The 13,103-nt window shown below is 38.6% G+C and carries 12 protein-coding genes and 1 pseudogene; 4 read left to right on the forward strand and 9 right to left on the reverse strand.

Features of this window, described 5'->3' with window-relative positions; genetic code table 11:
- Positions 1 to 30 precede the first annotated feature (30 nt).
- From bamG to NBH14_RS15955, 9 genes and pseudogenes are all read right to left on the reverse strand, one after another.
- Positions 31 to 1,314 (reverse strand): BamG family beta-barrel-assembly machinery protein, encoded by a 1,284-nt coding sequence (gene bamG / locus NBH14_RS15915; protein ID WP_186960053.1) that lies wholly within the window; start codon positions 1,312 to 1,314, stop codon positions 31 to 33.
- On the reverse strand, positions 1,301 to 2,020 hold the full coding sequence (locus NBH14_RS15920; protein ID WP_233567238.1) for a type III pantothenate kinase: 720 nt from the start codon (positions 2,018 to 2,020) through the stop codon (positions 1,301 to 1,303). The genes bamG and NBH14_RS15920 overlap by 14 nt, the downstream gene beginning before the upstream one ends.
- A gap of 205 nt (positions 2,021 to 2,225) precedes the next feature.
- Positions 2,226 to 2,654: pseudogene (gene lepB / locus NBH14_RS15925) on the reverse strand (signal peptidase I); the annotation flags it as partial.
- 4 nt (positions 2,655 to 2,658) lie between these two features.
- On the reverse strand, positions 2,659 to 4,158 hold the full coding sequence (locus tag NBH14_RS15930) for a transglutaminase-like domain-containing protein (protein ID WP_250817648.1): 1,500 nt from the start codon (positions 4,156 to 4,158) through the stop codon (positions 2,659 to 2,661).
- Positions 4,159 to 4,182: 24 nt separating this feature from the next.
- Complete coding sequence (locus NBH14_RS15935) at positions 4,183 to 5,361, reverse strand: 6-bladed beta-propeller (protein ID WP_048315047.1); 1,179 nt, start codon at positions 5,359 to 5,361, stop codon at positions 4,183 to 4,185.
- Positions 5,362 to 5,523: 162 nt separating this feature from the next.
- Entirely contained in the window at positions 5,524 to 5,799 is a 276-nt protein-coding gene (locus tag NBH14_RS15940) for an NVEALA domain-containing protein (protein ID WP_048315046.1), read from the reverse strand.
- 207 nt (positions 5,800 to 6,006) lie between these two features.
- Positions 6,007 to 6,888 carry a DUF1573 domain-containing protein gene (locus NBH14_RS15945; RefSeq protein WP_186960050.1) on the reverse strand — a complete coding sequence of 294 codons (882 nt, stop codon included), beginning with the start codon at positions 6,886 to 6,888 and terminating at the stop codon, positions 6,007 to 6,009.
- Between the two features lie 8 nt (positions 6,889 to 6,896).
- Positions 6,897 to 7,955, reverse strand: coding sequence for a BF3164 family lipoprotein (locus tag NBH14_RS15950; protein WP_186960049.1), 1,059 nt, complete (start codon positions 7,953 to 7,955; stop codon positions 6,897 to 6,899).
- Positions 7,956 to 7,958: 3 nt separating this feature from the next.
- Positions 7,959 to 8,198, reverse strand: coding sequence for an NVEALA domain-containing protein (locus NBH14_RS15955; RefSeq protein ID WP_048315042.1), 240 nt, complete (start codon positions 8,196 to 8,198; stop codon positions 7,959 to 7,961).
- Positions 8,199 to 8,504: 306 nt separating this feature from the next.
- On the opposite strand from NBH14_RS15955, the gene NBH14_RS15960 reads away from it, so the two are divergent.
- From NBH14_RS15960 to NBH14_RS15975, 4 genes are all read left to right on the forward strand, one after another.
- Positions 8,505 to 9,599 carry a DNA-binding response regulator gene (locus NBH14_RS15960; protein WP_186960048.1) on the forward strand — a complete coding sequence of 365 codons (1,095 nt, stop codon included), beginning with the start codon at positions 8,505 to 8,507 and terminating at the stop codon, positions 9,597 to 9,599.
- Positions 9,600 to 9,841: 242 nt separating this feature from the next.
- Complete coding sequence (locus tag NBH14_RS15965; RefSeq protein WP_007658943.1) at positions 9,842 to 10,084, forward strand: GlsB/YeaQ/YmgE family stress response membrane protein; 243 nt, start codon at positions 9,842 to 9,844, stop codon at positions 10,082 to 10,084.
- Between the two features lie 138 nt (positions 10,085 to 10,222).
- Positions 10,223 to 11,413, forward strand: a complete 1,191-nt coding sequence (locus NBH14_RS15970; protein WP_186960047.1) for a lipoprotein N-acyltransferase Lnb domain-containing protein — start codon at positions 10,223 to 10,225, stop codon at positions 11,411 to 11,413.
- A gap of 33 nt (positions 11,414 to 11,446) precedes the next feature.
- On the forward strand, positions 11,447 to 13,036 hold the full coding sequence (locus NBH14_RS15975; RefSeq protein WP_186960046.1) for an alkaline phosphatase family protein: 1,590 nt from the start codon (positions 11,447 to 11,449) through the stop codon (positions 13,034 to 13,036).
- Positions 13,037 to 13,103 lie beyond the last annotated feature (67 nt).

Here is a 13,103-nt window from a genome sequence, read left to right on the forward strand (position 1 = left end):
ATCTGTTTTAATTTAAGTTAGCAATTTAAATTAATCTACCTTTTTCTTCCAGAACCACATTTCATTAAATGTGTAATTAACAGTAAAACGGAAATACTGTTCATCAATCATGTTTTTACCACTTGGGTTAATCTTCGTGTATTCAAAAGACACATTTACCAACGAACGGTTATCAACCAACGGTAATCCGAAACCGACACTCACACCATATTCATTATAGCCATTTCCTTTATATGCTGCATCATCTGTATTATTTATCATCAGATAGGAATTACTATAATGGGCACCTGCACGGTATCTTACCCGGCCGAAAAAATTACGATTCTGATAATTTGGAATAAACTCGCCTCCGGCTGCAACCCGAACACGGTTCTTAAAACTATCTTTTGAATCATCATAATACGCTTTATCCCATGTTTCATACAGTACATCCGCAGCTAATGTCATCTTATTATTTTTCACATATGATGCACCAAAACCGATCGAGTTCGGTATATCAAATGCTTTACTCTTTGTCGTATCCGAAGCTACGATCTCGGCAGAACCGGAACTGGTTGCCGCATAAGTCATATTAATATAAGTCGCATTCAAACGGTTTTTTGGAGAAAAGGCCAACCCGAATGTAACATTTTCTGTTTTACTGATCGGGTGGGTATATTGAACACCAAAGTCCAGTTTTATATCCCGTACTTCCAGATTCTGATTACGAATCGTGTTCCGTTCTGAACCCTGTCCTACAATAGAACTCTGCTCATGCTTGATGTTTCCAAAAAGATATCCGACATTCGCTCCGACTGAAAGACGCTTCTTCCATATATCTATAGACAAACCTGCATACAAATCGTTTAATCCGCCGGAACCATTAAATGTTTCCACATAATTAAATCCACCTTCAGATGTTCTCCGGGCACCAAAACTATATCCGACATACGAGTAAGGTAAAATACCCACACTCATCGCAATACGTTTATGTATCGGGAACTGCATTGCAATATACTCCACATTCCCATTAATATTGTGCTGTTTATTGACTCCGTCATCAAACCACGAAAGCTGGCCCGATGCTCCAAAATCAAAAAGGAATGTCAATGAATCCATGCTTGTATACGATGCCGGGTTCATCGGGTTGATCTGTTTCGACGATCTTAATCCGAAACCAACGCCCCCCATTGCCCGTCCGGCTCCGAATGAACGATCCGCTAATTCACCATACCCAAAACGGGTATAGGGCGAGTTAGTGTTATTTTGTGCCGCTAGCGACAACTGTGTCAATATAAGAATGCTTGCTATTAGTAGCTTATTAATCTTCAACATTATACTCTAAGATTCTGTTTAATCCTGTCAACACTAAATTAATGTCTGCAAAGATGGAGTTTTTTAGTCGGCTTTCAAAATAAAACGAATGACCGCCTGTTAAAAAAACCAAAAGGTTAGGATATTTTATCCGTAACTTCTCGATATACCCATCCATCTCGTAGACAATCCCATTCACTACTCCTGCCTGGATAGCACTCTCGGTATTGGTACCCAATAAAGGGACTTCCTCCTGTTCCGTCACCAAAGGTAGTTTTTTTGTATAAAAGTTCAAAGCCTTGAAACGGGTAGTCATTCCCGGAGAGATATTCCCTCCCAGATAAGAACCCGAGGCCTCAATCAATTCGTAAGTAATTGCTGTGCCAGCATCAATGACAAGCAGGTCTTTTCCCGGTTCCAGGTAATTGGCACCGACAGCCGCAGCCAACCGGTCTTTTCCCAAAGTTTCGGGCGTTTCATATTGAACCGTTATAGGCAACTTTACAGTTTCATCCAAAAAGATAAAGCGCCGGAGCCTACCACGCAGGTAATCATTCAGCACTTCATTTTTGCCTATCACAGTCGACAATATTCCATGTTTAAAATCGTATTTCCCAAAGAGAGACTCCAATTCATCAACATCGAATTTCTTATATACAAAAGAGGCTTCCATGTGCTTCTTATTGTATACTGCAACTTTTGAAGAGGTGTTTCCTTGTTCTATAATTAAATTCACGTGACTGAAATTTTCCGCAAAGAAAAGCAAAATTGGTGAAATAATACCTATACAGGCAGCATAAACTGAAAAAAAGAGTTATCCAAGCAATTGTATTTCTACCTGTGACTAAAACGATGCACAGCCGAAAAATCCCGCTAACAGCGAGTTGTGACCAGTTTGTATCAGAAATCTGTCCCATCTGAATATAACCGGAAGTTTGTACGCCTTCCACATGAAAGAATCCGTTTCGGATGGATAAGGTATCTCCCGGTATTCCGACACACCGTTTGATGTAATATTTGAGTATATGCATTTCAATTTTATCCCAACTGTTTGGATGCGGGAAATTGAAAACCAGAATATCATTGCGTTTTATCTTTTTGAAACCGGGAATGCGATAAATCTCTGTTTGTTCGTTTCTCATGGAGGCAAACAGGTTGAATATGCGAGGTCCAATAGTCGGTTTCCAGACAAGTATATTGTCTCCTGTAATTAATCCCGGTTCCATCGAATCGCTGGGGATTTTGAAAGAAGCAAAGATAAATACCTGTAAAACAAACCATAGAGTAACTGTCATACATAGCCAGAAGACTATATTGATGGCTTTGTTGATCAGGTTGTGTATTTTTCTATTCTCTTTCATCGAATTAATAGCTTTTTATACTGTCGTTTTCAATAAAAAATATCCGTTGGTTAACGATCCTTTCCGGAATAGTGAACCATAATAATGCATTTGTCGGTATTTGATCGTATGTTTGTGTTGTATCAGTTGAACTTGCATATTCTAACGGAATAAAACGTTCTTTCTCTGTATCCCAAAAGTGTAGTGTATGTTCCTGATCCAGTTTTTTCTTACGCTTATTCAATGTGAATGTTTGTTTATGTTCTTTTTGAGGGATAAATTTACGAATGTTTCCATCTTTATCCGTATAAAAGGGGGCAGTAATATTTCGTAATTTATTCCCATCCGGTGAATCGGCAACCATAAATATATTATCTCCAACAACGTTTTCGAAATAACAAACAGTATCTTTTCTATGTCCGATCGCTATCGGGCACCATTCATAATAGTTATAAGTACATAAATAAACTTGATTTGATTTTCCTTTTTTTCTGTTGTTTTTGTCGACATAAACCTTTATTGATGTCGTTTTATCTAGATATTCATTGGTAACATCATAGATTAGAGGACTTTTTAGAGTCGTAACATATCCGTCGTCTTTTTTATCCATTATAGAAAAGTCCGGATCAAAACGTGAACGATATACTTTAGCCGGTCGTCGATGTCTGACTTCTGAGAAAGAGCGGGCATGTGTGTCAGGTTGATCTTCTCCCGGTCCGAAGCTGTAGAATTTTCCATTGTCTAAAACTACGCACCAGCTATGGCCCAAGTCCATTTTAGTCCAGGTCGTTTGTTCTACTGTAACCGGAATGCCGCAAGCTCTCATTATAAAAGTACCCAGATTGCATAAACCCTCGCATTGGCTGATTCCGGAACGGTAGGTTTCGTCAATGGTCGGATAGAGTGGAAGACCGGTATGTCCATATTTCATAATGTCTTTCAGGTGCTCATTAAGTACGAAGCATGCCTCTAAAGGAGTTTTTACTTTAGCAGAATCCAGTATGGGAACGAAACGTTCCATAATTTCTCTTCTCAAATGAGATACCTCTTCACATTGTGCGCGGTAGGGGAGGATGTATTTACAGAAATCATTGAATGAAACATTTTTTGCCCATGGCTTTTGCCAGACAGTAAAAGCCAGTTCTATATTGTCAATAAGAAAGCGGCTGTCAAGTGTCAATATATCATCTACTTTTTGTTCTTTTATTCTGTAACCCAATTTAAATAAAAAATCACAATGCATTTTGATTGCTTTTTCTCCGTTGAATTGACTTATGTCTGGCCTGTATTTTTCTTTTTTAGTAGACATGAAGTATGCCTCTCGTGAAAAATGATAGGGCATGTTTTCAATAAGGAATTTAGTTGCTTTTAATTTTTGAGGATTTTTTTTGAAATGATTCAGTACGGTTTTTAATTCAGTTTCGTTTTCTCCGGCTACTTGAAGAGCATAATCGAGTGGTTTGTTCCGGTTACAGGAACAAACCATGATAATTATCATAAACCAACTATAAATCCTACGTTTCATATGTTTTTAGATAAGATTCGACTATCATATTTTTAATTCATAGAACGCTAAAATTGGATTATCAAATTCATCTTTATTTTTATAACTTTCTAAATCCAATTTCTTGATATATTCTGGAGATATTCTGTTTAATTCAGTTTGTAACCAACTGGCATCAATCGGCATTATAAGTGTCTCTCCCTTTACGTATAAGGCACCCCAGAATCGAAATTCATTGGGTGACAAATTAGGACTGGCAGGACTTAACAAATATACCTTATTTTTCTTTTTTGAGTAAAAAGCACTATGAGCAGTTTGTTTATAAGCAAAGTCTATATGTATCCAGTTATTTGTCTCTAAAAAGTTGTTTATTTCAAGTACATAATTATTTAGTTCTTCATTAATTTGAAAGGCATTACTTCTATCAGGAATAGGAATTTCTTTTGTGTAGGCATTTTTACCAAAATTAAAATAATAACGTGAAGAGATATTTCCTTGCTTATTGATTTGATATACATTGTAATTACCATAAGAAGGATCAATAATAGTCAGATCCTCAAAGTTTGTATATCTATAAAAACATGATCCGGAACCATGTGTAATAAGAAATTCTCCTTTTTTAATTTTCATATCATCACTAACATGATACATTAGGTATCTTTTTTTCTCTGCACTAAAATCTTTTATACCAGATGTTCCACCCCAAAAATAATAACCACCAGTGGGAGCTTGTGTGAAATAGTCTGCATTACAGTATTGATTTTGATCTAAAAAATCAAAGTGTTTTGTTTCTATGTAATCACCTGTTAAGGAATAAGTAATTATTTTTTTGAAATCTAAGATCTCGATATGATCTTTATATACGAGGTAGTCTCGCATTTCCAAGTATTCTCCTGGTCCATTACCTTTGGAACCAATTTGATATTTGTATTTTCCTTTGGAATCAAAAACAAGGAGTCTTTTTAATCCATCATTGATATAAATAAGAGAATCTACTATTTTTAAGTTCATAACAAAAGATATCATGCAGTCCGGTTTAGTCTCTAATGGTAAAAAAGTAACTTTCGAAAAGATAGAGTCCGAATGTGATGTGATATCTAGTTTGTCGGGAACATTAATAACTTTTGTAGATGTATTAGAATAGTCATTCTCCTTTATACTTTTTTCATTACATGAAAAAAAGGTGCATAATAAAACTGTAAATATGGATAGTGTTGTTTTCATTATGATGGTACTAAATATTAACTGAATCTTTTTGTTTGAATATAATAAGTGCAATAAATTAAATTATTGCACTTATACGCTGTTATTATAGACTTTAGAAAGATCTTTTAATCAAACTAGGTCTATTATGGTCGTATTAGTCTATAGGAATTTTCTAAAATCTTAAAGACCTCCACAAGAACCCGCTATACACGTGCTATCATAGCATCCTCCTGTTCCATATTTACAGTAGAATCTAACACCTCTATATCCTTCAGGACTAATGCATGCAATACATGCTTGATCTGTTCCTGAACCACCAGATTCATCACGTGCTAACGCTTCCACGTTGGCCAGTGCTAAATCTGAAAGTTCCAGCTCATTCTGACTCTGGATGAAATTCCAGCTAGCTGCAGCTGCTATCGCAGCTAGAGCCATGATACCAAATAACTTTTTCATATCCGTATATGTTTAATTATTTATTAAAATTATTATTTAATCAGGCTATTTTCTATCTTTGCCTACTCTATTCGGATTAGATAGTCGAATGACACCTGTATCATTCTGTTTTGTCGGTTATATTACCATCATACACCTCCTTTTCGGGGTCTCCGGGAGTTTGCTTGTACTATTTTGAGGTCGTGCAGCAAACTCCCTTTCGTTCGATCACCGAACATTCCCCTTTATCCTTCCTTTGACAGATTGATTGTTAATACTATTGTACTTGATCGTAACGACTTCATCGAAGAAACCTGTGTCTTTCGGTGTCATCTTAATTCCTACCCAAAGAGATTCTCCGGGTTTCGCAGGTCGTTTGTCGTATGTGGCTGCTGTGCAGCCGCAGGTGGTACTTACGTCCACTATCACAAGGGGATTGTCCCCGGTGTTTTTTATTTCTATGGTTGTCTCCTTTACTTCTGATTTGTCGAAAGTACCGAAGTTGATTTCTGTCTTTGTTGCTTCGGCTGTTGTTTTCGGTATATTTTTGTTCGGACTGTCCTTACCTGTAATCTGTTTCAGATACAGTTCTTTCACTGCCGTGTTATGTACTGGATTTCCTAATACAGCAACTTTATTGTCCTTATCCAACAAGAATGTCTGGAAAGTTATGTCTGCCGGGAATTTGTTCAGTTTGTTTAGTCGATCGTCTATGTCAATACAGATAGGGCGATCGAATGCGTCTCGTTTTAGGAGGTAACGTATTTCCTTCGCTTCTTTTGGATGCATGAAGAAGAGGAAAGGAACTTTTCCTTGTGTTACTGAATCAGTGTATTCGATCAGTTCCTTCCATTTATGAAGTTGCAGTTTGCAGCTGGTGCAACCGATAGAGTCTACATATATTAATACCTTGTATTCGGATTGCGGAATCCGAAAATCCGTAGTATCTGTCAGATAGCGTGTGAAGGTCAGGTTTTCAGGGAACTGTATTTGTTTCCCTTGCCATTCGCTGACCAGATACGCAATCTTATTTTCCTTCTCTTTCTGTTCGTTGTGGCAGGAAAAGAAGGTGGTTGCTATTAATAATATGTAAAGATAAAAGGCTTTCATATCGTTTGCTAAATCTTAAATTCTATAATCGGATCATCGCTTTTCACCTCGGTGGCGACAATCGTATTTGTTTCTTCGTTTACATCAATGCCATGTATTGCGTGGTCAAGAGTGTATTTTTGTACCGGATTTCCTTTCAGGTCGAAAACATAAATAAATCTGCCTCCGTCTTCCAGTTCTTTTCCCTGTTTATAGGCTGCCAAATCATCTTTTAACTTGATTCCCTGAAATACGGCATAAATGTATTTGTCGGTAACTTTTATGTCATTGAATCCCATAATTCCGTCCGGAACACCTGAACCGTCACGTGCCGTTTTGAACTCGGGTTCTCCGTTAGGGCCATACAATACTTTATGTGTACTGTCTTTTAAATTGTAAATTTCCAGTGTTTCTCCCAATTGGGTGACCATTGCCAATATACCATTACCGGGATTATAGTCCATGAAGGGACGCCAAGCTTGTGCCAATGCCGGACGCGATGTCTCTTCTTCTGCTGCTTCGCTGGGAATAGTGCCGTGGTTTTGGATTGCTTTACCATTGCCATCTACTTCCCAAAAACGGTGCTCCCCCATGTAGTCGGGAACTAAAAATCCCGATTTCATCGTATGAAAGTCGAGCGAACGGACTAATTTCTTATCTAATTTGATCTCTTCGACCCGTTCCGCTGAACCGTTAGTCGAAGAGATTTTCCAACGTGTAATCTCCATCTTATTGGCATCGAGTGCCCATAAAGAGTCTAAGGAGTTGAATTGGATGCTGATAGCCGAAAGCATTTCCTGTGGGGCCTCTCCACGTTTTCCGAATGAAGCTATATGTTTCCATCCAGGATAGGTAAATGCATGTAAATAATGGTCCATATTATGTAGGTCCATGACAACAGCGATACTGTCCCTGACCGCTACCCGGAAGGGGTAGCGGAACAGGATAGTATCCAGGTTAATCACCCGGGCACTGAGCGCCTTGGTTTTGGGAAAATCCGAGTATCTTGGAAAGTGCGAATCCGGAGAACTCGAACAGGCAGTCAGATAACTAATACCTATTAATAATATGGATAAAGGATACTTCATTGATTATTTTAAACTGAAGTTGATAACTTTTGTTTTCACCCAGTCTCCATAACAATCGACAGAACCCCACCCTAAGCATAGAACATCCATATAATCGTCATCATCTTCCGGATTTGCCAGGGCTTCGATGTTTGCATAAACCAAATCTGTCATGTTATTTTCACTGCTTTGTTTTGTGTATAAATAACCGGCAGCAATAATGGTTGCTAATCCTAATACTAATTTAAATGTCTTTTTTTTCATTGTTTATAAAATTGATTCACTAGCAAATTTAGAATTTATATTTTGAATTACAAACTTTCTGACAAGTTTAAAATCTTGAATATCAAGCTTTGTGTGAAAGTTCGCTATCGACAAGGGCATGTTTTGTTGAAAATTTGTATGTAAAATATATGCAAAAAGTATGCATCTAATATGCAGATATATTTTATCTGTTTGATAATGCCGTATTTAAAGTTTTATATAAATTGCATATATTGATTATGATCGAATTAGGCTTATTGTCTTGAAAATTATTCTTATTTTTGTAAAGACAAATAGGATCTCTTTATGAAAAAAACTTGGAAAGTGGCAATGTATTGGGGACTTTTTATTTTATTCATTCTCGTAGGAGAAGGTATAGTCTGCTATGAAGTGTATGATAAAATAAAAATAAAGGCCTATTCTCTTTTTGAAGAGGTGGTTGAAGTGGATATCGATATGCGGATAAAAGAGGAAAGAGTTATTATTAAGAGGGTAAAGCGTGAAAAACATCCTGTAGATACTACCTCTGTTTGTACATCGGAAGGAAAGTATACCCAAAAGAAAGAATTTGGTTCGAAAGCATCCTCTAAATATAATTTGCTGCAGTATTATCTTGGTGATTCTGTTCCGATACAGGTATCGGTTATCGATAGTCTGTTTCAAGCGGTTTTGCAACAAGCCGATATCCCGGCAGAAGTGGCTGTAAAATCTGTAGGAAAAGACTTTTACAGTAATTCTAAAAATGTGGTTATGTATAGCAAGGATATTTCCCGGGATTTTTTATATGTGGCTTTACCTGTTAAAAAAATGGAAATCCCAGCTTGTGATTATGCTGTCTGTTTGCAAGGGTTCATTAAATGTCCATTCGATTATTTGTTGAAGGAGTCGGTGAGTTTAGTTTATTTTAGGATTTTTATATTGATCTCTCTAGGTGTTTTATGTTGGCTTATATCCTATACAATAAGATTATGCGTAAAGAAAGAGGCTCTTATATCTCCTGTTGAAAATGTGGGATTGGTTGATCAGTCGGAACCTGAAAGGGTAGTAGAAAGCGAGACGATAGACGTTATCAAACCTCTACAACCGACTACAAGAGAATGGCTGAGTGTTACGGATAAGATTCTTCTGGATGAAACAACCGGAGATATTAAATTTGACGGTGAAATAGTATTACGTTTAAAAGGATTGAACTTAAAACTGTTTGTGTGTTTTGTTAAAAACATAAATGTAGGTGTCGGATTTGTTCAGCTGAAAAACGATGTATGGAATAACAGCGATACAAACAATAGTACAATAAGTATACAAGTCAAAAAGTTGGAAAAAAAATTACAAGAAAAAATTCCGGTTATATCAATAGAAAATATTCATGGAGAAGGGTATTGTTTAACAGTCTCCGAATAGTTATTCTCCAACTATCAAAATGACACTACTCTACCGGGTAAATCGGATTAATATACCGGGTAAAACAAAATACCCCACCGGGTAATATTTTTTAACATATCAAAGCGATTTTGAAAATCGCTATTCACTATCAAAATGTAAATTACAACACCTTTCTGATCGAGTAATACCTAACCATCAATTCGTTTAAACATAAACTCCCTATCCCTTGTTTATTAATCAGAACACTAAATTAAGTTATTATGGGAATTATCGGTTCGATTATTATTGGTATCCTGGCAGGCTTCCTGGCCGGGAAAATATTGAAAGGGAGTGGATTCGGGTTGATTGTAAACCTGATAGTCGGTATTATCGGTGGCGTATTGGGTGGATGGCTATTCGGCCTGCTGGGACTAAGTGTAAACGGAGTGATCGGCAGCCTGGTGATGTCAACCATCGGTGCAATCGTTTTACTATGGATCGTTTCACTATTCAAAAGAGAATAAGCAGCTTTGAGAATTGAAAAAAGTATACCTTTATTATATATACAACTATATATATTACAGTTAATACTTAATTTTCAATTCTCAATTTTAATTTTCAAAGCAAAACCCCTACCTTTGTACGGTAAAAACAAATATCGTATGAAAAAGAACCTGCTTCTGCTTTTCCTGTTCCTTTGCCTGATTCCGGCAAAGGCACAAACCGGATTAAGCGACAAAGCGCAGATAAGCATATTGACGGCAGCTCCATCCGACGATGAAGTGTATACCGTGTACGGACATACGGCCATACGGGTAAAAGATACTTTACGTAAACTCGATACAGTTTTCAATTATGGTATCTTCGATTTCTCAAAACCCAACTTCATCTATCGTTTTACAAAAGGAGAAACCGATTATAAACTGGCTGCCTATAATTTTTCACATTATATAATAGAATATCAGATGCGGGGAAGTGAAGTAACCGAACAGGTACTCAACCTCACACCCGAAGAGACCCATAAGATATGGAATGCCCTGATAACGAATGTACAACCGGAAAACGCCGTTTACCGATACAATTTCTTTTTCGACAATTGCGCGACTCGTCCGGTAGCCATTGTGGAGGAACAGGTAGACGGGAAAGTGCAATATAACAACCCGCCCGAACCTCAAACATTCCGCGACCTTATAAATTATTGCACGCGTAATCATCCCTGGCTGACATTCGGATGCGACCTGGCACTCGGAAGCCCGACCGACCGGATCGCCACCCCGCATGAAATGATGTTCCTGCCGCTTTACCTGAAAGATGAATTCGAAAAAGCTACAATCGTGAACCCCGACGGAAGCGAAAGGAAACTGATAAAACAGACAAACCGGCTGGCTGAACAGCTGACAGACGACAATAATGGCAGTAAGATATGGTTTACGCCTATGTTATGCAGCATGATTTTTTTCCTGCTGATAGCAGCAATCACATTCATTGAATGGAAGAAAAAAACATATTTCCGACTGGTGGATTGTATCCTCTTTTTCCTTGCAGGACTGGCAGGTACGGTATTGTTCTTCCTTTGTTTTATATCGACTCATCCTTGCATTTGGCCGAACTGGTCGATTGTGTGGTTACAACCTTTCGCCCTTATCGCTGTTATTTTGTTTGCAGTAAAAAAGTTCGGAAAGGCTGCATATTATTATCATTTTATTAACTTTGCGGCGCTTACGCTGCTGTTGGCGGGTTGGTATTTCATTCCGCAACACTTAAATATAGCTTTTATCCCGCTTGTTGCCACGCTTTGGCTACGTTCCGGATACGGTATATACAGGGGAAATATGGCAATTAAAGAAAAATGAAGCGTATAGCTTGAATATATGATGGAAAATCGGATGAGAAAAATAATAACGTCGCTTATTGCAATCTTGGTAGTCACTAACCTGGAGGCACAACAACGTACCCCCAAACTTGTGGTTTGCATCACCGTGGATCAACTGAGAGGCGATTATATAGAATACTTCTACAATACATTCGGTGAACGCGGTTTCAAACGGTTGATGAACGAAGGACTGGTTTACAACAATATCAAATTCGAATTTTCCGACATCGACCAGGCAAGCGCCTTCGCAACGCTGTTTACCGGAAGCAACCCTTGCTTCCATGGGGTTACAGGGAGTAAATACTACGACTTCGAGAATGATAAAGAAGTCTCTATCCTTTACGACAAAGATTATATCGGTAATTATACCCGCGAAAATTATTCTCCTAAAAAGATGTTCAGCTCCACAATCGGAGACGAACTGAAGATTGCATCCAAAGGCAGAAGCGACGTATATGCCATTGCCCCCGATGCGGAGAGTGCAATCCTTTCTGCCGGTCATGCGGCAAACGGAGCATTCTGGATGGACGACATGAACGGGAAATGGGCGACAACCACCTATTATAAAGGTCTTCCCTGGTATGTGGACCGTTATAATAATGGAGTGGAATCTTTGTCGGCACGCCTGGAGCAGATGGTGTGGACTCCTACACTTCCATTGGACAAATACAATGCTTTCCCTTACGTATTGGATGATATTCCTTTCAAATACACATTTAATGAAAAGACAAACGATTGTTTTCCGAAGCTGAAGACGACCCCTTTCATTAATAAAGAGATTAACCGGCTGGCCCTGCAATTCCTTGAATACGGTGCATTCGGCACACGAAGTTGTCCGGATATGCTGTCGGTTACCTATTATGCGGGTAACTACAAAGGAATCATGAACAAGGACTACACCCGGGAGATTCAGGATACGTATTATCAGCTGGATAAAGACCTGGAACAGTTTTTGGATGCCATCGATAAAAAGGTCGGCCTGGCTAATACCCTCGTCGTATTCACCGGCTCCGGTTATTATACCAGCGAAGAAGAATATGCGGACGGACTGCTGATAAACGGCGGAGAATTCCATCCGAAACGTTGCGTCGCCCTGCTTAACATGTATCTGATGGCGATATACGGGCAGCAAAGCAGTTGGGTGAAAGGTTTCTATAATAACCAGATTTACCTGAACCGCAAAGCCATCGAAGACGCCAAACTCGACCTGAGAACGATACAGGATAAAGCAGCCGAATTCCTGATGGAATTCAGCGGTGTACAACATGTTACCACCGACCATGCCCTGCTTGCCGGTGAATGGAACGAAGGAACGGTTAAATTCCGTCAGGGAACGCACCATCTGAAACGCGGTGACCTGATCATCGAACTGCAACCCGGCTGGATCATCAACAACGACAACCCGAAAGAAAAGGTAAAAATAATTCGTAATAACGCAGTAATTACCCCGTTGGTATTTATGGGTAACGGCATCAAACCGGAACATATCTACCGCGAAGTAAAAGCCACAGAGGTAGCCCCCACGGTAACCCATGTGCTGAGGATACGGCCACCGAATGCATCCCAGAGTTTGCCTCTTGGGGAGTTGACGATCAAAAAATGAGATCTTGACCGGTCACTGGTATTATTGTTAACCTCCCATCCCTGGAATAAACAGAATTTGACAAGTA

The sequence above is a fragment of the Parabacteroides caecihominis genome (assembly GCF_023656785.1).
GTDB lineage: Bacteria > Bacteroidota > Bacteroidia > Bacteroidales > Tannerellaceae > Parabacteroides > Parabacteroides segnis.

Bases quoted from the DNA above. Each gene is read 5' to 3' on its own strand.
- NBH14_RS15975 (WP_186960046.1), top strand. From the start codon at position 11,447: ATGAGAAAAATAATAACGTCGCTTATTGCAATCTTGGTAGTCACTAAC.
- NBH14_RS15935 (WP_048315047.1), bottom strand. From the start codon at position 5,361: ATGAAAACAACACTATCCATATTTACAGTTTTATTATGCACCTTTTTT.
- NBH14_RS15940 (WP_048315046.1), bottom strand. From the start codon at position 5,799: ATGAAAAAGTTATTTGGTATCATGGCTCTAGCTGCGATAGCAGCTGCA.
- NBH14_RS15970 (WP_186960047.1), top strand. From the start codon at position 10,223: ATGAAAAAGAACCTGCTTCTGCTTTTCCTGTTCCTTTGCCTGATTCCG.
- NBH14_RS15960 (WP_186960048.1), top strand. From the start codon at position 8,505: ATGAAAAAAACTTGGAAAGTGGCAATGTATTGGGGACTTTTTATTTTA.
- NBH14_RS15965 (WP_007658943.1), top strand. From the start codon at position 9,842: ATGGGAATTATCGGTTCGATTATTATTGGTATCCTGGCAGGCTTCCTG.
- NBH14_RS15930 (WP_250817648.1), bottom strand. From the start codon at position 4,158: ATGAAACGTAGGATTTATAGTTGGTTTATGATAATTATCATGGTTTGT.
- NBH14_RS15955 (WP_048315042.1), bottom strand. From the start codon at position 8,198: ATGAAAAAAAAGACATTTAAATTAGTATTAGGATTAGCAACCATTATT.
- NBH14_RS15950 (WP_186960049.1), bottom strand. From the start codon at position 7,955: ATGAAGTATCCTTTATCCATATTATTAATAGGTATTAGTTATCTGACT.
- NBH14_RS15945 (WP_186960050.1), bottom strand. From the start codon at position 6,888: ATGAAAGCCTTTTATCTTTACATATTATTAATAGCAACCACCTTCTTT.
- bamG (WP_186960053.1), bottom strand. From the start codon at position 1,314: ATGTTGAAGATTAATAAGCTACTAATAGCAAGCATTCTTATATTGACA.